Genomic DNA, 18,853 nt, shown 5'->3' with positions numbered 1-18,853 from the left:
CAACCTAATGCTTCCCCGCGGGTCTCAGATCGAATATTGAGTATCCTCGGAGAGCGATCATGAGCGAGCGAGCAGCGGAGCATTTCGACGTGGTCGTGGTCGGTGCCGGAATATCCGGTATCGGCGCGGGCTATCATCTGCAGACGCAGAGCCCGGATCGTTCCTACGTCATCCTGGAAGGGCGGGGGCAGTTGGGCGGGACGTGGGACCTGTTCCGCTATCCCGGGATCCGGTCGGATTCGGACATGTACACGCTGGGCTATTCGTTCCGGCCGTGGACCGAGGCCAAGGCGATCGCGGACGGACCCTCGATCCTCAACTACGTGACCGAGACCGCGCGCGACTTCGGGATCGACCGGCACATCCGCTTCGGCCACCACGTCAAGCGCGCGGCCTGGTCGACCCCGGATGCGTGCTGGCGAGTCGAGGCGGACGGGCCGGACGGGCCGGTGGTGTTCACCTGCGCGTTCCTGTTCATGTGCAGCGGCTATTACAATTACGCGCAAGGGCACACACCCGAATGGCCGGGGACCGAGGCGTTCGCCGGGCGGATCGTTCATCCGCAATTCTGGCCCGGTGATCTCGACTATGCGGGGAAGGAAGTCGTCGTCATCGGCAGCGGCGCGACCGCGGTGACGCTGGTGCCCGCGATGGCGGACACCGCGTCGCATGTGACGATGCTCCAGCGCTCTCCGACCTATGTCGTGTCGCGTCCGGCGGAAGATGCGGCGGCCAACTGGTTGCGGCGCAAATTGCCCGCCAAGCTTGCGTATCGGCTGGTGCGGTGGCGCAACGTGTTGATGGGGATGCTGTTCTTCAATCTCGCGCGCAAACGGCCGGCACAGACCAAGGAACGGCTGATCGGGCTGGTGCGCGATCAGCTCGGGCCCGACTATGACGTGGCGACGCATTTCACGCCGAACTACAATCCGTGGGACCAGCGGTTGTGCCTGGTGCCCGACGCCGATCTGTTCGAGGCGATCAAGGAGCATCGCGCTTCGGTCGTGACCGATCGGATCGTCCGGTTCACGCGCAACGGGCTGCTGCTGGAATCGGGCACCGAGCTTCCGGCGGACGTGGTCGTCACCGCGACCGGGCTGGAATTGCAGTTGCTGAGCGACGTCGCGTTCAGCGTCGACGGGGTGCCGGTCGATCTGGCCGACACGTTCAACTATAAGGGCATGATGTACAGTGACGTGCCCAACATGGCGTCGTCGTTCGGTTACACCAACGCGTCCTGGACGCTCAAGGCGGACCTGACCTGCGGCTACGTCTGCCGGTTGCTCAACACGATGAAGAAGCGCGGGGTGCGCCAAGCCACGCCGCGGGTCGGCGGGGCGGATCTGGCACCTGCGCCGTTCCTCGATTTCACCTCGGGCTATGTCACGCGCGCGATGGCGAAGTTTCCGAAGCAGGGGAGCAAGGCGCCGTGGCGGGTGCATCAGAATTACGCGCGCGACCTGCTGGCGCTGAAATACGGGTCGGTGGATGACGGGATGGAATTCTCGAACCCCGTCCCCGTTCCTGCGCGAAAGGTGCCGGTCTCGGCCTAGCCTCGAAACGCTTCGTAGAAACCGGGAACCCCACCCGTATTCAAATGTTTCTCGGGCATTGCTGCAATGCAACTTGTGCCGTTCGTTCGAACGAACTAGAGGCGCGGTGTGCTGCAGCAACGACTCCTGGACATTGCGATCGTCGAATTCGGGGCCAAGGGTCTTGAAGGCGCGAGTACGCGCGGGATCGCCAAGGCCGCAGGGACGGCGATGTCGTCGATCACTTATCACTACGGCGGCAAGGAAGGGCTGTACCTTGCCGCGGCCGACCATATCGCCGCGCGGCTTGGCGAACATATGGCACCCGCCCTTGCGCTCGGCACGCTGTCGCCTGGCATGACTGCGCGCGCCGCGCGTACTGCCATCCAGCACATTCTGGCCCGTTTCATCGAGATGATGGGCACCAAGAACAGCGCCTTCTCGCTGTTCATCGTCCGTGAGCAAATGGAGCCGACCGAAGCGTTCGACCGGATCTATGGCGGCCTGATGGGCAAGCTCCTCGAAACGATCGTCGAGCTCGTGCGCATCGCGACGGGACGCGACGATCCGCTTGCGTGCGAGGTCGCGGTCCTGACGCTGATGGGCCAGATCGGCATGCTGCGCGCTTCGCGAGCGACCGCGCTCAAGGTGCTGCGCCGCCCGTCTCTCGATACCGAAGTGCTGACCGCGCTTGCCGCGCGGATCGCCGCCAATACCGACGCCATTCTCGACCGCATGATCGCCGAACGACAGGAGCTTCCATGAGCGACGACCACAACGCCGCCAAGCAGGACGACGCCCAGGAGGCGGACAAGCAGAACGATAGCCAGGACGGTGCAGACAAGAACGACGCCCCCAAGAAGCCGTCGATCTTCAAGAAGCCGCTGTTCTGGATCATCCTGATCGCGGTGGTCGCGACGGTCGCGATCGGCGGGACGCTCTATTATCTCGACGCGCGCCAGTATGAATCGACCGACGACGCGTTCGTCGACGCGCATATCGTGCGGCTCGCGCCCAAGGTCGCAGGGACGCTCAAGGCGGTTGCCGACATCGACAACCGGCATGTCGAGGCAGGGCGGTTGCTCGCGGTGATCGAGGCGTCGAGCAGCGGCGCGCAAGTTGCCGAAGCACAGGCCAATGTAAAGCAGGCCGAAGCGCAGTTCGAGCAAAGCCGCGCGCAAGTTGCCGCGGCGCAGGCCAATCGTGACCAGGCGGTCGCCTCGGCACGCGCACCGCTCGCCACCGCGGCAAAGGCGCAGCAGGACCTGGCGCGCTACGAAGCGTTGCTGCGGATCGATCCGTCGGCGGTGGCTGGGCAGCAGCTCGACGCCGCCCGCGCGACTGCGCGGTCGACTGCGGCGGATGCCGCCGCCGCGCGCCAGCAGATCGACAGCGCGGATGCCAACATCCTCGTCGCGCGCAAGCAGGTGAACGCATCACGCGCGGTGATCGATGCGCGCAAGGCTTCGGTCGAGCAGGCGAACATCACGCTCGGCGACAACCGGCTGGTCGCGCCGGTGTCGGGGCAGGTGGTCAACCGTTCGGTCAACGTCGGTTCCTATGTCGGCCCCGGCACGCAGTTGATGGCGATCGTCCCCGATCACGTCTGGGTGACCGCGAACTTCAAGGAAACGCAGTTGCGCGACATGAAGATCGGCCAGCGCGTCGAGATCAAGGTCGACGCCTATCCCGACGTCAAGTTCGTCGGCCGCGTGGACTCGGTTCAGCGTGGCGCGGGCCAGGCGTTCGCGCTGCTCCCGCCCCAGAACGCCACGGGCAATTACGTCAAGGTCGTCCAGCGCGTTCCGGTACGGATCGAGTTCGACGCGAAGAACGGCCCCGATCCGCGCAAATATCCGCTCGGCCCCGGCATGTCGGTGATCCCGACGGTCAAGGTCCGCTGAGATGGCAACCGCCGTCGCACAGGACGGCTGGGATCCGTCGCGATCGGGCGCGGGCAGTTACAGCCCGTGGCTGATCGTGGGGATCATCAGCATCCCGACGTTCATGGAGGTGCTCGACACCTCGATAGCCAACGTCGCGCTTGATCATATCGCGGGGGGCCTGTCGGTCTCCAACGATCAGGCGACGTGGGTGCTGACCAGCTACCTCGTCGCCAACGCGATCGTCATCCCGATCAGCGGGTGGCTGTCCGACGTGATCGGGCGGAAACGCTACTTCCTGTTGTCGATCGCTCTGTTCACGCTGGCATCGCTGCTGTGCGGGCTTGCGCCCAACCTCACCACGCTCGTTATTGCGCGCGTGCTGCAGGGCATTGGCGGCGGCGGCCTCGCGCCGGTCGAGCAATCGATCCTGGCGGATACTTTTCCCCCCAAACAACGCGGGATGGCGTTTGCCGCCTTCGCGATCGTCGTCGTGGTCGGGCCGGTGCTCGGGCCGACGCTCGGCGGATATATCACCGAGAATTCGAGCTGGCACTGGGTCTTCCTGATCAACGTGCCGATCGGGATCGCGTCGGTGTTCCTCGTCAACATCTTCGTCGACGAGCCCGATGCGATCAAGGAAGACCGCGCGAAGCTGCTCAAGCGCGGGATCCGCGTCGATTACGTCGGGATCATCCTGATCGTGCTCGGGCTCGGCTTCTTCGAGCTGACGCTTGATCGTGGCTTACGAGAGGACTGGTTCGCGAGCAGCGTCATCATTACGACCGCGAGCATCGCGTTCGTGTCGCTGGTGTCGCTGGTGTTCTGGGAGTTCAACCACGACGAGCCGGTGATCGACCTCAAGCTGCTCAAGAGCCGCAATTTCTCGCTGACGCTGCTGATCATGGGGATCACGGGGATGATCCTGTTCGGGACGACTCAGCTGATCCCGCAGATGTTGCAGCAGGTGCTTGGGTACACGTCGTTCCAGGCGGGGCTGGCGCTGACCTTTGGCGGGATCGCGACGCTGGTCGCGGTGCCGTTCGCGGGAAGGTTGTCGGGTGTGGTCGACGTTCGGCTGATGCTGTTCCCGGCGTTGCTGGTCCAGGCGTTCGCCTTGTGGAACATGACGCATCTAAATGCGGACATCACCTTCCACGATGCCGCGATCGCGCGTCTGTTCCAGGCGATGGCGCTGCCGTTCCTGTTCGTGCCGATCAACGCGGTCGCCTATGTCGGGCTGCCGCAGAACAAGACCGCGCAGGCATCGAGCCTGCTCAACATCGCGCGGAACCTGGGCGGGTCGATCGGTATTTCGACCGCGCAGACCTTGCTCGCGTCGGGGCAGCAACGCCACCAGTCCGAACTGGTCCAGAAGCTCAACCCGCTCGATCCCAATTATACCGACTGGCTGTCGAAGGCGCAGGGCGCGTTTGGCGGGCAAGGGGATCCGGGGACGACCTCTTTGGCGGTGCTGTACCAGACGGTCCAGCGCCAGGCGTCGATGCTCGCGTTCCTCGACGTGTTCCGTTCGCTGATGATCGTGGTGCTCGTCGTGGCACCGCTCGTATTCCTGATGCGCTCCGGCAAGTCCGGTGGCGGTGGTGGAGGCATGGCCCATTGACCCGCTCGCTTTTTTCTCTCGCGCTGCTGGGAAGCACCCTGCTCGCGGGCTGTACCGTCGGGCCGAACTATACCGCGCCCAAGCTCGCCGTTCCGCCCGCCTTCGCCGAACGCCAGCTTGCGCCGGCCCCCGGCGCGCAGGTCGATCCGGCACGCTGGTGGTCCGCGTTCGGCGATCCGCAGCTCGATTCGCTGGTCGATCGCGCGCTGAAGGGTAGCCCCGACATCGCAATCGCGGCGTCGCGCGTGCGGCAGGCGCGGTTGCAGGAAGTGTCCGCGCGCGCGGTCGGCAAGCCGACGCTCGATGCGGCAGGTAACGTCAGCCATATCGAATTCAGCAAGAACGCCGGGCTGGCCTCAATTGCGAAGGCCTTCTCGGGCGGGAGTGGCGGCGGGACCGGGGCCGGGACTGGCGCGGGGAGCAGCACCGGCTTCGCGCTCCCCGGCAGCGGGATCACGACCTTCTCGGCCGGGTTCGATGCGAGCTGGGAGCTCGATCTGTTCGGCGGCGGTCGTCGGGGTGTCGAGGCTGCGGGCGCGCGGGTCGAGGCGGCGGAATGGACCCGGCGCGATGCCGCGGTGACGCTCGCGGCCGAAGTCGCGCAGGCGTATTTCGCGTTGCGGCTCGACCAGGAACAGATCGGCGTGATCGAGAGCGAGCTGGTGTCGCAACAGCGCTCGCTCGACATCGCAGGCAATATCGCGCGGGTCGGGCTGGTACCGTCGATCGACGTCACGCGGCAGCGCGGATCGATCACCAGCACGCAGGCACGGCTCGAGCCGATCCGGGCGGACGTGCGGGTGCGGATCCATGCGCTGGGCATCTTGTTGGGGGTCGAGCCTGAGACGCTGGACGGCGAACTGACTCGGCCCGGCGTTCCGCTGGTCGCGCTTCCGGTGGTGCCGGCGGGACTTCCGTCGGATCTGCTGCGGCGGCGCCCCGATGTGCGTGCGGCGGAGCGGCAGCTTGCGGCATCGACCGCGGACATCGGCGTCGCGGTCGCGGACCTGTATCCCAAGTTCAACCTGACCGGGATCGCGCAACTGCTGTCGACCTCGCTCGCCACGCTCGTCGCGGGGAACAGCGTGCAGCTGACCGGGACCAGCGCGGTGCAATTCCCGCTGCTCGACTGGGGACGCCGCAAGGCGACGATCGGGATTCGCAAGGAAGACCGCGAACAGGCCTATCTGCAATATCGCACCACCGTGCTCGGCGCGCTGCGCGACGTCGAGGACCCGCTTGCCCGGCTTGATGCCGAGCGTGCGCGCAACGCCGCGCTGCAACGCGCAGTCGCGGACGCGCAGGCGACGGCGCGCTCGGTCGAGGCGCAATATCGCACCGGTTTCGTGACGCAGACGTCGCTGCTCGACGCGCAAGTCAGCGTGCTGACCGCGCGCGAACAGCTCGCGGCGAGCAACGGCCAGCTCCGACAAGATACCGCAGCGTTGTTCAAGGCGATCGGCGGCGGATGGGAAGAACCTGTGCGCAATCCGACGGGATGACTGGAAAACGCGGTAATACGTGCCTAAACCCAAGGGCATGGACACGCCTGAACAGCTTCATGCCGCCGCACTGACGCATCTGGATACGCTGATCGGCTTCGACACCACGTCGCGGGATTCGAACCTGCGGCTGATCGAATATGTCGAAGCGTTCCTGCGCGCGCAGGGCGTCGCCAGCCGCCGGGTCGCCAATGCCGAGGGGACCAAGGCCAATCTCTACGCGACCGTCGGCCCGGTCGTGGCGGGCGGGGTGGTGCTGTCGGGGCATACCGACGTCGTGCCGGTCGACGGACAGGCGTGGAGCAGCGACCCGTTCGTGCTGACCCGGCGCGGCGACACGCTGTTCGGGCGGGGCACATGCGACATGAAGGGGTTCCTGGCGCTTGCGCTCGCGGCGGTGCCGGGGTTCGCGCGCGGGGAGACTAAACGCCCGATCCATCTCGCTTTCTCCTACGACGAAGAGATCGGCTGCCTGGGCGCCCCGTCGATGATCCGCGAACTCGTCACCGAACTTCCGGCGCCACTTGCTGTGATCGTCGGGGAACCGACGAGCATGGAGGTCGTCAGCGGGCACAAGGGTATCTCGACCTGGCGCGTGACCGTGACCGGGCACGAAGCGCATTCGAGCCTGACGCATCTCGGGCTGTCGGCGAACATGATCGCGATCGAACTGATGGAGCGGCTGCGGCAGATCGCCGTGGAGTTGGCGCGGCATGGTGACCCGGCGTCGCCGTATCATCCACCGCATGCAACGCTGACGGTCGGGCTGATGCAGGGCGGCACCGCGGTCAACATCCTCGCGCGCGAATGTACGTTCACGTTCGATTTGCGGACGCCGCCGGGGCAGGACCCGGACCAGATCATTGTCCCATTTCTGGACGCCTGCGAAACGGCTCATCGCATGGCGCGGGAACGATTTCCCGGTTCAGGCGTGGCGGTGATTCGCCGATCGGCCACGCCATCGTTCGCACCCGAGCCGGACGGCGCCGCGGAGACGCTCGCGCGACGGCTGGCAGGCGACAACGGCCCGACGCGCGCTGCGGCTTATGCAGCGGAAGCGGGGCAGTTTCAGGGAGCGGGGTTCTCGACGATCATCTGCGGGCCCGGATCGATCGAACAGGCGCATCAGGCGGATGAATTCATTACGCTGGCGCAAATGGAACGCGGGGCGGCGTTTATGGCACGACTTGCTGAGGCGATGATGTGAATTGGCTGAATGTTGTAACTGTCGTAAGGTCTTACGTATTTTTTCTGTCCGAGAAACAACAAGTCGGTCTATTTAGCGGTCAGACTATGACGTGCAGGGCTTGGACGAGGCAAAGTCTTGCAGGTATTCGGCTCGGCCGGGACGTTGCGGCGGTGTCGCCTGCGCAATCCATTGTTGGCCGAGCCGTAACAGGTGGTCTTACCAGGGGCGGATGGTTTCGCCCCAAACCAGACCAATGATGAACTTGATCATGACTTTTCTCCATTGTGTGCTCAGGCGAGCACGAGGGAGAATTAATGACTTATTAAGGACAACGCAAACGCAATGGTGTCTCCGGTGTCCGCTTTCGGGCCAGTTTAACCGTTCCTTGAGATTGGGCTCCTACAGATTGGAAAATGGCGCGCGCTCAGAAATTATCATTGCCGGTCGTCGGTTCGTTCGAGGTGGTTCGGGTGCCTGACGCGCTACCCGCTGAACAAGCTCGCGACTCAGCGACCGAGCATGCAATCCCTGATCCCGCCGAGGGTGTGATACCGGGGGATTGGAGGATGAGCTGTCTCGTCGAAGTCGCTAACTTTTCCCATATTCGTCGCCATCTTGGCAGTGTCGAAGCGGAACATCTTGTCGCCGAGCTGACGGCCCGGGTTGCGCAGTCCATACCAACGGTCGTGACTTCCCATGTTGGTCGCGCAACCGTTCAGTTCGATCTAGTTAGCGCGTCACGATGTGGTCTCGAACCGGTGGTTCGAAGGATCGCCGACGCGTGCGCCGCGACGTTCTCGATTGACGGCGTCGAACATACGCTGACTGTAGTAGTGGGTGCGGCGGCATGTCCTGTGACGCAGGTTGACGATGTACGATTGATCGAAGAAGCCGAAGGCGCGCTGGATGAAGCACGGCTCAGTTCAGGACCGGTGTTCCGTGACATCTCGTCGGGTGCTCCGACGCTGGATCGATTAGCGCTCATTCGCGATCTGCCTGCAGGCATCGAGCAGGGGCAGATGTTCCTGCAGTATCAACCCAAGGTCCACGTCCGCCGCCAGGAAATCAACAGTGCGGAAGCGCTCATTCGGTGGCAGCACCCATCCCGTGCGCTCATCCCGCCAAATGATTTCATTACGATCGCCGAAGAAGCCGGCTATATAATGCCGTTGACGCTCTGGACGTTGGAGCAAGTCATTGTTGATCAGCGGCTGATCGCCGAAGACGGAAACGCGATCACAATTTTCATTAATATATCTGGGCAATTGTTAGGCAACGACGCTTTCATCGAGCAGGCGTGCAAGCGAGTGGCCGAAACAAAGGTCATGATTGGCTTCGAAATCACGGAAACTGCCGTTATTCGGTATCCGGAGATTGCGATAAAAAACCTGATGAGATTGGCGGACGTCGGAATTTCGATCGCGATCGACGATTACGGTGCTGGATTGTCGTCGCTTGCCTACCTAAAGCAGCTTCCGGCAAAAGAACTGAAAATCGATAAAATGTTTGTTCTTCAGCTGACAAGCAATAGTAGGGATCCATTGATTGTTCGTTCTACCATAGATCTCGCGCATGCGCTTGATATGGAAGTCACAGCGGAAGGCGTAGAAACACCCGCTGCACTGGCTCTTCTCTCTGTGATGGGGTGTGATATCGTACAGGGATATTTGATCAGCCGTCCGCTTTCAATCTCAGACTTTCGCGAGTTTATGTCAGCGGACCGCAAACTATCCTTGGCTGTGACAAGTCAACCGACGTTTACCCGTGCCGCGTCGTTCTGGAAAAGCGCGTAAACGCCAAAGATAGTTCGTAGTGATGCAAACGACGTAGGACGGCTCGATGAATGTGAGTGCTTTGGGCCTGACGTTGCGTTTGGCGATCGTCTTGGTCCTGAGTGGATCCGGGGCAGTAGCGGCACCGCAGCAAACGGGCGGGGGAACCTTCGATGCTCATGTTGCCGCCGCCAAGGCTGCCATGCTCGGAAGCCCGATGCAGGCACAAAAAGAAGCCGAGTACGCGGCTCGGATTGCAAAATCCTTCTCGCCTGATCGAAAGCCGGCCGCCATTGCAACGGCAGAATGGCTTCAAGGAGAAGCGTATCTCCGGATGAACGACGTTCAGAGCGCGAGGCCCTTGATCGATCACGCGTTGGCAACGATTAATCCTGATCGACATACGAGCAAATTGGCTGCAGACCTTCTCCTGTCACAAGGCGGGCTGCGAACCCAAGTTGCAGACGTTTCCGGCGCGCTTCAATCGTACCAAAAAGCGTTTAAAGTATTCCGCGAAATAGGGGAAATTCGAAGCGAAGCAATCGCGATAATAAGTATTGGCGTTCTCTACACAGAGGCGGCAGACTATCGGTCTGCATTGCGATACTTCATGCAGTCTCGTGAGATATATTCAGGTGATCCGCAACTTCTTCTTTCCGTTCATAGCAACAGTGCGGTTTCGCTCCAGGAACTGAACCGACTTCCGGAAGCCCAAGCGGAGTTCAGGAAGGCTCTAGCGATTGCCAAAAGCCTCGGAAGTCCGGGTTTGGTGGCACGGACATATCGTAACATTGCGCGTGGTTATCTCCTTTCGCACCGTGTGGATTTGGCGAATAAAGCGATCGCGGACGGTATGGTTTCGGCGCGCGGTGAAGACGGCGAAATCAGCCGATTGTTGCCCTTGATGGCGTGGTCAGCGCATATCGCGAAGCATGACGATCGCGCAGAAAAGCTGATCAGACGCTTTTTCGACACAGTCGATCCGCACGCGTCGTCGATGGACCTGCGCGAGGGCCATCAAGTCGCTTACGATATTTACAAGGCTGCGGGCGAAGACGCGCTGGCGCTACAGCATCTGGAAGCCCTCAAGGAGCTCGACGACAAGACATCGACGCTGGCGGCATCCGCGAATACCGCGCTGGCGGCCGCGCGGTTCGATTTCGCCAATCAGGAACTCAAGATCGAGAAGCTGCGCCGCGCCCAGCTGCAGCGCGACATCGATGACGCAGCCCTTCGCGCCCGCACGCAGCGCACGATCTTCGGTGGGCTCTCCATTGCGGGCGGGATCATCGTGGGAATGCTCGTCTTCGGCTTGATCACGATCCGCCGCAGCCGCAACGAGGTGCGCGACGCCAACGTCGATCTGGCGGAAACCAACGCCGCGCTCGGCAAGGCGCTCGCGGCGAAGACCGAGTTTCTCGCGACGACGAGCCACGAGATCCGGACGCCGCTCAACGGCATTCTCGGCATGACTCAAGTGATGCTCGCCGATCCGAAGATTGATCCCGCGGTGCGCGACAGGATTACGGTGGTGCACGGCGCCGGCGTCACGATGCGCGCGCTGGTCGATGACATTCTCGATGTCGCCAAGATGGAAACCGGCAATCTGACGATCGAGGCGGTGTCGTTCGATCTGCGTGCGACCCTGCGCGACGTTTCACGCCTGTGGGAGGATCAATCGCGCGCGCGCGGCGTGGCGTTCGTGCTCGATCTCGACACTTGCCCGGATTTCATTGTCGGCGATTCGGCACGGCTCCGGCAGATCGCGTTCAACCTCCTGTCGAACGCCCTCAAGTTCACCGAACGCGGGACGATCACGCTGCGGGCGATCGATGAAGGCACCACGATGGCGCTGTCGATCGAGGATAGCGGGATCGGCATTCCGGCGGACAAGATCGACCTCATCTTCGAATCCTTCCGTCAGGCGGATGCCGGGACGACGCGCAAATTCGGCGGCACCGGGCTGGGGCTCGCAATATGTCGCAATCTGGCGCGCGCGATGGGCGGGGAAATTTCGGTGGCGAGCGTCCCGGGAACGGGATCGACCTTCACGGTCCGCCTTCCCCTGGTGCGGGGGGTGAACCCCGACTCCGCCGCGGCGCGCGCCGACCAACCGGTGGACGCGCTGATGATCCTCGACCGCAATCCCATTTCGCGCAGTATGTTGCGGGCTATGCTGGAGAAGCGTGCCGGCGCAGTGGTGGTGGCTGCGTCGGTGGATGAAGCAATGCCGCGGCTGGCACGTGGCGGCTTCAGCCGAATCCTCGTCGATGAGGCGACCATTCGGGCAGAACCGGACTTCGACATCGCGCTGGCCCGGATTGGAAGCAGCGGCGTGCCGTCCTTCTTGTTATGGTCGAGCCCGAAGGATGCCGATGTTGCTCTTTTTCAGGCGCAAGGCATCGATCAAGTCATCGCAAAACCGATTGCAGGAAATATCCTGTCCGACCGCTTGTTTGGCAACGACAGTGAACAAAAATCCACGATTTCCGGACTTGTTTCGAAGGCCGCGTGATCCGATAGAGGAGCGATGCAGTCGGATGGATCGCCTTTTATGTATCATGTTGAGGTGAGCCGGTGAATATTCTCTTCATCGAGGATGATCCGATGAACCGGCGTGTCGTGAAAGACATGCTAGACGTTGCCGGTGCTGTCATGACCGGCGCCGAGAGTGCGGAGATCGGTCTCGACCTGATCGAATCCAACGATTATGCGATGATTCTGCTCGATTTGCGCATGCCCGGAATGGATGGGTTCGAGGCGCTTCGGCGAATTCGCGCACGCGGCGATGCCAAGGCGAAGCTGCCCGTCATCATTCTCACCGCGGACACTGCGGTCGACTTGCGCGACCGCTGTATCGAAAGCGGTGCGGACGACATCCTGTTCAAACCAGTGGCGATGGAGTCGCTGTTCGACGCGATCGGGCGGACGCTGGCCAAGAATGCCGGCGACGGCATGATCGTCTGATCCCTATCGGATCGTGAAACCGGCGCGGCGCTACTCGGTCTTCGGCGCCGGGAAGCGGGCGAGCGCGGTCTTGAGCGATTGCGTGCCGCTGCCACGCCGCGCGGGTTGTGGCTGGCTCGGCGCGGGGGCCCAGCCGGTCAGGTAGATGATGTCGAACTGCTCGGCGGTCTTGCCGTCCGGATCGGCACGCGCGGCAAATGCCTCGGCGGCGTGCGCCAGCGTATCGCGCCGCAACGGAACCCGATCGCGCAGGATGTTGGTCGCCGCCATCCCGCGCAGGTCGCGCAGCAACCCGCCGATATCGGAATAGCGCACCGTCAGCGGTTCAACGTCGGCGACCGGCAGGGCGAACCCCGCGCGCATCAACAGGTCGCCGGCCGACCGCACGTCTACTTGCGGATGGATACGCGCGGCGGGGCGATCCCGCTCGACCTCGCGCAACGTAGCGCGCAGCGTGGAAAGGGTCCCGGCGCCGCAGAATGCCGCGAGGAACAGGCCGTCCGGCCGCAACATGCGCCGCGCCATTGCCAGCGCACCGGGCAAGTCGTTGACCGTATCCAGGACCCCCGCCGACACGATCAGATCGAACGATTCGGACGCGAACGGGAGCCTGTCCTCGTCCGCCTGCACGCCGCCCGCCGCTTGAGCGAACGTCGCGCCAGCATCGCAGCGCGTGACCTGCACACACGGCGGGGCGGGGAAGGCCGCATCGAAACAGCCCAGATCGAGCATGTCGGTAAAGTCGCGTTTTACGGTGTCGAGCCGGTCGGCCAGCCCGTCGACCATCACTGCGCGGAGGAAGTCGTACGCGGCATAGTCCGGGGCGGCGCGGTCGCGGTGAAGTCGTCGCGCGACGCGGTCGAAGATTTCGGGAGCACTCACCGCGTCGCTTGTGCCGCGTGGCAGGCCGCGCGACAAGGGGCGACGTGGCATCCTGGCTTTTCCCGCTGCGCCTCGTCGCCGATTTCGCGCTGCCACCGCGGTGTCCGGGATGCGGGGCGGTGACGGCCGCGGATCATCAGTTCTGCGCGGCGTGCTGGAGGGATCTCCGTTTCCTCACACCACCATGGTGCGCCGCCTGCCATCAGCCGTTCGTGTTCGATCGCGGCATCGCTGCGGTGTGCGACCGCTGTAGCGCCGAGCCCCCCGTGCATGCCGGCGTGCGCGCTGCGGTCGCTTATGGCGATGTCGCGCGGACGGTCGCGTTGCGGCTCAAATATGGCGGGCGGATCGCGTTTGCGGAGACGATCGCGCGGCAATTGATCCGGCTGATGCCGACCGAGGCGGAGGTGATCGTCCCCGTGCCGTTGCACCGCTGGCGCTTGTGGTCGCGCGGTTTCAACCAGGCGGCGCTGATCGCGGCGGCGGTGTCGCGGTCGAGCGGGGTGCCGAGCGATCCGCTGCTGTTGCGGCGGACGCGGGCGACGGCGCCGTTGCGCGGCATGGGCGCGAAAGCACGCGCGCGGACGGTGGCGGGGGTGTTCCGCGTGACCGACCCCGCCGGTTCGGTCTGCGGCAAGCGGGTGGTGCTGATCGACGACATCCATACCAGCGGCGCGACGACCGACGGCTGCACGCGCGTCCTGCTCGACGCGGGGGCACGGAGCGTGACGATCCTGTGCTGGGCGCGCGTGCTCGCGCCAACCGAATGAGCCCGGAAGATTGACATTCGGCGGGTCACCCCACATTTCTGCATCATGGCAAAAGTTGAAATCTACACCAAAGCGTTCTGTCCCTATTGCGCGCGCGCGATGAAATTGCTCGCGTCGAAGGGCGTTACGCCTGAGGAATATGACATCACGATGGGCGGTCCGAAGCGCGCAGAGATGCTCGAGCGGTCGAACGGGCGCACCACGGTGCCGCAGGTGTTCATCGACGGGCAGCATGTCGGCGGGTCGGACGATCTCGCCGCGCTCGAGCAAGGCGGCAAGCTGGACGCGCTGCTCGGTCTGTGAGGATCGCGCTCGCCCAGCTTACCAGCGGGATCGATCCCGCGCGCAATGCGGCGGTGCTGGTCGACGCGGTGGAGCAGGCGGCGCGGGGCGGAGCGGCGATGCTGTTCACCCCCGAGATGTCGGGGCTGGTCGATCAGGATCGCGTGCGCAGTGCGGCAGTGTTGCGGAGCGAAGCCGACGACGTCGTGCTTGCCGCGGTTCGCGATGCGGCGAAGCGGCACGGGATCTGGGTGCATCTCGGGTCGTTGGCGGTGCGGATCGAAGACGGGCGCCTCGCCAATCGCGCGTTCGTGATCGACGATACCGGCGCGATCCGCGCGCGGTACGACAAGCTCCACCTGTTCGACGTGGACTTGCCGACCGGCGAGCGTTGGCGCGAGTCCGCTTCCTACGCGCCGGGGCAGGGCGCGGTCGTGGTCGATACGCCGGCCGGGAAGCTCGGACCGTCGATCTGCTACGATCTGCGCTTTCCCGACCTGTACCGGGCATTGAGCGATGCGGGGGCGACCGTCCTCGCGGTCCCGGCGGCGTTCACGCGGCCGACCGGTGCGGCGCACTGGCACGTGCTGCTGCGCGCGCGGGCGATCGAGGCGGCGGCCTATGTCGTAGCGGCGGCACAGACCGGCGAGCATGAGGATGGCCGCGCGACCTATGGCCACTCGCTGGTGGTCGATCCGTGGGGCGAGATCGTGCTCGACATGGGGGAGGCCGCAAGCGTGGGCTTCGCCGAGATCGATCCGGCGCGGGTGACCGATGTTCGCGCGCGGATCCCGGTGCTGACGCATCGCCGCGAGATTCCGGTCGTTCAGCGGGACGCCGACGCGCGATGATCGTGTTCGACCTGCGCTGTTCGTCCGCGCACGTGTTCGAAGCGTGGTTCGGGGCGAGCGCAGCTTATGATGAGCAGCGCGAGCGCGGGTTGCTGTCCTGCCCGTTGTGCGGGGATACGGACATCAGCAAAGCGGTGATGGCGCCCAACATCGGCACCAAGGGAAACCGCGCCAGCGAAGCGCCGGTCCCCGCAACCACCCCTTCCGCGCCCGCGTCGATGCCCACACCGGCGGCGGTGAAGGCCGCGCTGCAAGGGCTCGCGCAGGCGCAGGCCAAGATGCTCAGCCAGTCCAAATGGGTCGGCCGCGGCTTCGCCGAAGAAGCGCGCGCGATGCACGATGGCACCGTCGAGCAGGCGCCGATCCACGGCCAGACAACGGTTGCCGAAGCCAAGGCGCTGATTGAGGAAGGGATTCCCATCGCGCCCTTGCCGATGCCGTTCGTTCCCCCGGAAACGGTCAACTGACGATCTTGCAGCATGCGGCGGGTGCTTCGATTGACCCGTTCCGATCGACCCATTACGGTCCGCCTCGCGCCCCCGTAGCTCAGGTGGATAGAGCGACGGTTTCCTAAACCGCAGGCCGGTGGTTCGAATCCACTCGGGGGCACCAGCTTTTCTGCCGTTTTTCGGAAAGGCCAACCTTGGCGCTCAGGGTCGGTCGGGGTCGCAGTGGCACGCAAGATGAGCGTACCCTCAGCCGTTCATTTTTCGCTGCGTCGGGTGGGAAACACGGGGCCACGCACCGTCATCCGGTTGGCCTGATATGGCTGCTGCAACGCGACGACGTCGTCATAGCTGCCCTGCAGCCACTGCGCATGATCTTCGGGCGCGAGGATGGTGATCATCGCCTTGGGGTGAATCGGCGCGACGAGCGCGTTCGGGGTGCATGTCACCATGGTGAAGCCGTTCCCCTTCGCAGTCGGTTGCCAGAACCCGGCGACGGCGAACACCGGCTGGTCGGTGACCTGAAACCACATCTCCCCTTTGAGCGGTTTCTTGCCATCGCCGAGATCATGCGCTTCGGGTGTCCATTCGCAGAATTCGGTGAGCGGGACGAGGCAACGGTTCGCCGGATTGGCCGCCAGCGTCCGCCATTGCGGCAGCCCGAGGTTGCGGACGTTCGTCATCGGCCAGGCGGCGGCACCGCCGAGCACGTCCCACGCCATGATGTCGAGCGCGCGTCGCCCGTCCTGCTCGCGGATGACATAGGCGCGACCGCGCGGCATCAGTTCGACCGGGTTGAACCGGTTGTCCATCGGCCGATCCACCCCGAAGGCGATGCCGAAAACACCGTGCAGCGTCTCGGGATCGTAGCTGTTGCGGGCACGGTTACACATGGCATTCCCCGTCGGGGTTCGCGCAGCACCGTCTGCCGAACCGCCTTCCGACCGCGACCATCGCTCCGATCCGGTCCGTCGGCAAGCGGGCACGCCGCGGTCAGTCCGGCGCGGATCCGGTTTCGGGGTTGAACCGGGGGTTGGCGAAATCGATCGGGGAGGGCTCGACCTTGGCGGAAGGCGCCGCGCTTTCCGCCCAGGCGCGGCAGAGCATGTCGCGCAGCATCACGGCCCCGGCGGCGGTCTGCGCATAGACCAGTTCGCGCACGTCCTTGTCCGCGTAGTCGGCGAAGCCTGCGCGCTGCTCGAGTTTGTAGACGGTTTCCATCTTGTCCCCGGTCGTGTCGAGGAACGCGAGGACGCCCGTGAACATGTCGCCGCTGCGGTGGCCGGGGGTGCCGATGCGCGGCGCGATGTCCTGCACCGTCAGCTTCATGCCGTCGACGAGGCGGCTTTCGAACCGGCCATGGATCGATCGGTCGGTGGTGTAGCCGTGCGGGTTGGCGCCGCGCCAGCCGTCGCTGTTGACCGAATCGTGGAGCGGTTGCGCGCCATCACCGATATAGTGGCCGAGCCGGATCACATCGAACGCGCAATGCTGTTCGGGCACCGCCGCATCGCGGTGCGCGGCCTCGGCCAGGCGCACCTGGCGCATGCACACGACGATCCGGTCATAGGCTTCGATCGCGGCGTAAGGCAGCGTGCCGGTCCAGCGCACGTTGGTGCGTGCCGCGGTGGCGGGGTCGCTGTCCTTGATCGTCTCATAGTGTTTGTACAGCGCAATCACGAATTCGTAGCGCGACCGCGGGATCGGCTTGAGGAACGCGAATTGTTCGCGGAACCAGCCGTGGTTGGGATCTTCCTCGATCTTGGAGAAATTCTCCGCATTGCCGCGCCAGCTGTCGGGCAGCGATGCCGACTGGCCGATGTACTCCTCATATTTGCGCAGGAACACCGGACCGTCGGCGGGAATGGCCTCGATCGCGGCCCGGTCGATCACGCTGTGCGCGGTGTCGCCCCACGCCTGCACGCTCGCGGGCACGGCAAGCAGGACGATCGCGGCAAGCGGGGCAAGGTGGCGCATGATGGTCTCTTGCTTCCTACGGTGGTCAGGGATCGAGCGGATCGCGCGGATCGATCCGTGCGGACTGGGGTGCCGGGCGGAACACGAGCGCGGTCGGCGATAGGCGCGGCCCGACGGTGCCGGGCTGATAGCCGAGTTCGCTCCGGTTGCGTTCGACGAAGGCGGGGCTTTCGATCGTCGCGCTCTGGCCCGGATTGGAGACGATCACCGTCTCCATCGCAAGCGGCGCGCCGATCGCGGCCAGCAACCGCGTCGCGTTCCGCAGGTTGGTCGTGGTGTGCCGCGCATAGGGTTCGATCAGGATCGCGTCGGCGGGAATCGCGTAGCGCTCGATCAGCGCGCGGCGCATTTCCACTGCTTCGGTGAAGCGCGTCGCACGCGGATGCGCGCGGCCCCCGCTGACGATGAGGAACGCGGCATCCCCTTGTGCGAACCGGTCGGCGGCGAGGCGCAGATGATATTTGCCGAACGCGCTGAGCGGCGTCTCGGGAGTCTCGGGGCCGACCCCGGTGACGATCAACGCACTGTAGCGATAGCGACTCCAGGCAAGGCCGCGCGATCGCTTCACGGCAGCGGCATTGTACCCGCCGGTCAGCGGCTCGAACCCTGCCGCGTCGGCCCGGTCGTTGACGTCGAGCAAGGCCAGCGCGAAATCCACGCTCGGATCGACCGTCTGCACCGATCCCGCGCGCGGGGTCGCGGCGAGCCAGACGGCGGCTTGCAGACGCGCCTTGGCGTCGCGTGGATCGACCGTCCCGGGGCCGTCGATGTCGGGGTAGCGGGGCACCTCGCCCAGCGCGTAGGTGCGGATGATCGTATTGATGCCGACCAGTTCGCGACGCGCCTGCGCCGCCGCGCCGTCGTCTGCGGCGTATGCGTCGGCGGGGATCGCCGCCGAGACCGCCGCGGTTTCGGTATCGTGCCAGAGCATCGCGCGCGCGCGGCATGGCAGGTCCTGGTCGCACGCTTCCCGCCGCGTCTGCCGCGCCTCGAGCACGGCGGGGATGCCCGCCCGTGCCGTGAGCGCCGCCAGCGCGCGGGCATCGTGACCGATCGCGTCGAACAGCGGGAATACCCTGTGCGACAACGCCTCGGTCGCGCTGTCGCCGGCACTCCCGGCAAACACCGGGGCAGGCGCCACGGCGAGCGTCGCCATCAGCATGGCCGCCGTCCTTG

The 18,853-nt window shown here is 64.6% G+C and carries 17 protein-coding genes and 1 tRNA gene; 14 read left to right on the top strand and 4 right to left on the bottom strand.

What is annotated here, in order from left to right; translation table 11 throughout:
- Window positions 1-59: 59 nt before the first annotated feature.
- From ABIC16_RS15050 to ABIC16_RS15010, 9 genes are all read left to right on the top strand, one after another.
- A complete protein-coding gene (locus tag ABIC16_RS15050) occupies window positions 60-1,553 on the top strand; it encodes a flavin-containing monooxygenase (RefSeq protein WP_354291707.1) in 1,494 nt (497 codons plus the stop codon).
- Between the two features lie 108 nt (window positions 1,554-1,661).
- Window positions 1,662-2,297 carry a CerR family C-terminal domain-containing protein gene (locus ABIC16_RS15045; protein WP_354291706.1) on the top strand — a complete coding sequence of 212 codons (636 nt, stop codon included), beginning with the start codon at window positions 1,662-1,664 and terminating at the stop codon, window positions 2,295-2,297.
- The gene (locus ABIC16_RS15040) at window positions 2,294-3,436 is read left to right on the top strand and encodes an HlyD family secretion protein (protein WP_354291705.1); all 1,143 of its coding nucleotides are present in this window, start codon (window positions 2,294-2,296) and stop codon (window positions 3,434-3,436) included. The genes ABIC16_RS15045 and ABIC16_RS15040 overlap by 4 nt, the downstream gene beginning before the upstream one ends.
- A 1-nt stretch (window position 3,437) precedes the next feature.
- Complete coding sequence (locus ABIC16_RS15035) at window positions 3,438-5,039, top strand: DHA2 family efflux MFS transporter permease subunit (RefSeq protein ID WP_354291704.1); 1,602 nt, start codon at window positions 3,438-3,440, stop codon at window positions 5,037-5,039.
- The gene (locus tag ABIC16_RS15030) at window positions 5,036-6,541 is read left to right on the top strand and encodes an efflux transporter outer membrane subunit (protein WP_354291703.1); all 1,506 of its coding nucleotides are present in this window, start codon (window positions 5,036-5,038) and stop codon (window positions 6,539-6,541) included. Before ABIC16_RS15035 ends, ABIC16_RS15030 begins: the two co-directional genes overlap by 4 nt.
- A 37-nt stretch (window positions 6,542-6,578) precedes the next feature.
- Window positions 6,579-7,748 carry an acetylornithine deacetylase gene (gene argE, locus ABIC16_RS15025; RefSeq protein WP_354291702.1) on the top strand — a complete coding sequence of 390 codons (1,170 nt, stop codon included), beginning with the start codon at window positions 6,579-6,581 and terminating at the stop codon, window positions 7,746-7,748.
- 395 nt (window positions 7,749-8,143) lie between these two features.
- Window positions 8,144-9,523 (top strand): EAL domain-containing protein, encoded by a 1,380-nt coding sequence (locus tag ABIC16_RS15020; protein WP_354291701.1) that lies wholly within the window; start codon window positions 8,144-8,146, stop codon window positions 9,521-9,523.
- A 46-nt stretch (window positions 9,524-9,569) separates the two neighbouring features.
- Window positions 9,570-12,017, top strand: coding sequence for an ATP-binding protein (locus ABIC16_RS15015; RefSeq protein ID WP_354291700.1), 2,448 nt, complete (start codon window positions 9,570-9,572; stop codon window positions 12,015-12,017).
- A gap of 62 nt (window positions 12,018-12,079) precedes the next feature.
- Entirely contained in the window at window positions 12,080-12,469 is a 390-nt protein-coding gene (locus ABIC16_RS15010) for a response regulator (protein WP_354291699.1), read from the top strand.
- A 30-nt stretch (window positions 12,470-12,499) separates the two neighbouring features.
- Here the strand turns inward: ABIC16_RS15010 and ABIC16_RS15005 are convergent, their stop codons facing one another.
- Window positions 12,500-13,402 (bottom strand): methyltransferase domain-containing protein, encoded by a 903-nt coding sequence (locus tag ABIC16_RS15005; RefSeq protein WP_354291698.1) that lies wholly within the window; start codon window positions 13,400-13,402, stop codon window positions 12,500-12,502.
- On the opposite strand from ABIC16_RS15005, the gene ABIC16_RS15000 reads away from it, so the two are divergent.
- The 5 genes from ABIC16_RS15000 (at window position 13,396) to ABIC16_RS14980 (ending at window position 15,866) form a co-directional block, all read left to right on the top strand.
- Complete coding sequence (locus ABIC16_RS15000; protein ID WP_354291697.1) at window positions 13,396-14,121, top strand: ComF family protein; 726 nt, start codon at window positions 13,396-13,398, stop codon at window positions 14,119-14,121. The genes ABIC16_RS15005 and ABIC16_RS15000 overlap by 7 nt on opposite strands.
- A gap of 45 nt (window positions 14,122-14,166) precedes the next feature.
- A complete protein-coding gene (grxC, locus tag ABIC16_RS14995) occupies window positions 14,167-14,424 on the top strand; it encodes a glutaredoxin 3 (protein WP_354291696.1) in 258 nt (85 codons plus the stop codon).
- Window positions 14,421-15,254 (top strand): carbon-nitrogen hydrolase family protein, encoded by an 834-nt coding sequence (locus ABIC16_RS14990; RefSeq protein ID WP_354291695.1) that lies wholly within the window; start codon window positions 14,421-14,423, stop codon window positions 15,252-15,254. The genes grxC and ABIC16_RS14990 overlap by 4 nt, the downstream gene beginning before the upstream one ends.
- Window positions 15,251-15,721, top strand: coding sequence for a DUF1178 family protein (locus ABIC16_RS14985; protein ID WP_354291694.1), 471 nt, complete (start codon window positions 15,251-15,253; stop codon window positions 15,719-15,721). The genes ABIC16_RS14990 and ABIC16_RS14985 overlap by 4 nt, the downstream gene beginning before the upstream one ends.
- 68 nt (window positions 15,722-15,789) lie before the next feature.
- A tRNA-Arg gene (locus ABIC16_RS14980) sits at window positions 15,790-15,866 on the top strand.
- 91 nt (window positions 15,867-15,957) lie between these two features.
- Here the strand turns inward: ABIC16_RS14980 and ABIC16_RS14975 are convergent.
- The 3 genes from ABIC16_RS14975 to ABIC16_RS14965 form a co-directional block, all read right to left on the bottom strand.
- A complete protein-coding gene (locus ABIC16_RS14975) occupies window positions 15,958-16,593 on the bottom strand; it encodes an SOS response-associated peptidase family protein (protein WP_354291693.1) in 636 nt (211 codons plus the stop codon).
- Between the two features lie 100 nt (window positions 16,594-16,693).
- The gene (locus tag ABIC16_RS14970; RefSeq protein ID WP_354291692.1) at window positions 16,694-17,677 is read right to left on the bottom strand and encodes a phospholipase C/P1 nuclease family protein; all 984 of its coding nucleotides are present in this window, start codon (window positions 17,675-17,677) and stop codon (window positions 16,694-16,696) included.
- A 25-nt stretch (window positions 17,678-17,702) separates the two neighbouring features.
- The gene (locus ABIC16_RS14965) at window positions 17,703-18,839 is read right to left on the bottom strand and encodes a YdcF family protein (protein WP_354291691.1); all 1,137 of its coding nucleotides are present in this window, start codon (window positions 18,837-18,839) and stop codon (window positions 17,703-17,705) included.
- Between the last annotated feature and the right edge of the window lie 14 nt (window positions 18,840-18,853).

It is taken from the genome of Sphingomonas sp. PvP055 (genome assembly GCF_040546365.1).
Lineage (GTDB): Bacteria > Pseudomonadota > Alphaproteobacteria > Sphingomonadales > Sphingomonadaceae > Sphingomonas > Sphingomonas echinoides_A.
The sequence above is the reverse complement of the archived record's forward strand: the minus strand, read 5'-3'. Positions and strand labels throughout refer to the sequence as shown.

What these genes read in the sequence shown, in the direction of transcription:
- ABIC16_RS15050 (WP_354291707.1), top strand. Translation starts at nt 60, where the DNA reads ATGAGCGAGCGAGCAGCGGAGCATTTCGACGTGGTCGTGGTCGGTGCC.
- ABIC16_RS15040 (WP_354291705.1), top strand. Translation starts at nt 2,294, where the DNA reads ATGAGCGACGACCACAACGCCGCCAAGCAGGACGACGCCCAGGAGGCG.
- ABIC16_RS15035 (WP_354291704.1), top strand. Translation starts at nt 3,438, where the DNA reads ATGGCAACCGCCGTCGCACAGGACGGCTGGGATCCGTCGCGATCGGGC.
- argE (WP_354291702.1), top strand. Translation starts at nt 6,579, where the DNA reads ATGGACACGCCTGAACAGCTTCATGCCGCCGCACTGACGCATCTGGAT.
- ABIC16_RS15020 (WP_354291701.1), top strand. Translation starts at nt 8,144, where the DNA reads ATGGCGCGCGCTCAGAAATTATCATTGCCGGTCGTCGGTTCGTTCGAG.
- ABIC16_RS15015 (WP_354291700.1), top strand. Translation starts at nt 9,570, where the DNA reads ATGAATGTGAGTGCTTTGGGCCTGACGTTGCGTTTGGCGATCGTCTTG.
- ABIC16_RS15005 (WP_354291698.1), bottom strand. Translation starts at nt 13,402, where the DNA reads ATGCCACGTCGCCCCTTGTCGCGCGGCCTGCCACGCGGCACAAGCGAC.
- grxC (WP_354291696.1), top strand. Translation starts at nt 14,167, where the DNA reads ATGGCAAAAGTTGAAATCTACACCAAAGCGTTCTGTCCCTATTGCGCG.
- ABIC16_RS14985 (WP_354291694.1), top strand. Translation starts at nt 15,251, where the DNA reads ATGATCGTGTTCGACCTGCGCTGTTCGTCCGCGCACGTGTTCGAAGCG.
- ABIC16_RS14975 (WP_354291693.1), bottom strand. Translation starts at nt 16,593, where the DNA reads ATGTGTAACCGTGCCCGCAACAGCTACGATCCCGAGACGCTGCACGGT.
- ABIC16_RS14970 (WP_354291692.1), bottom strand. Translation starts at nt 17,677, where the DNA reads ATGCGCCACCTTGCCCCGCTTGCCGCGATCGTCCTGCTTGCCGTGCCC.
- ABIC16_RS14965 (WP_354291691.1), bottom strand. Translation starts at nt 18,839, where the DNA reads ATGCTGATGGCGACGCTCGCCGTGGCGCCTGCCCCGGTGTTTGCCGGG.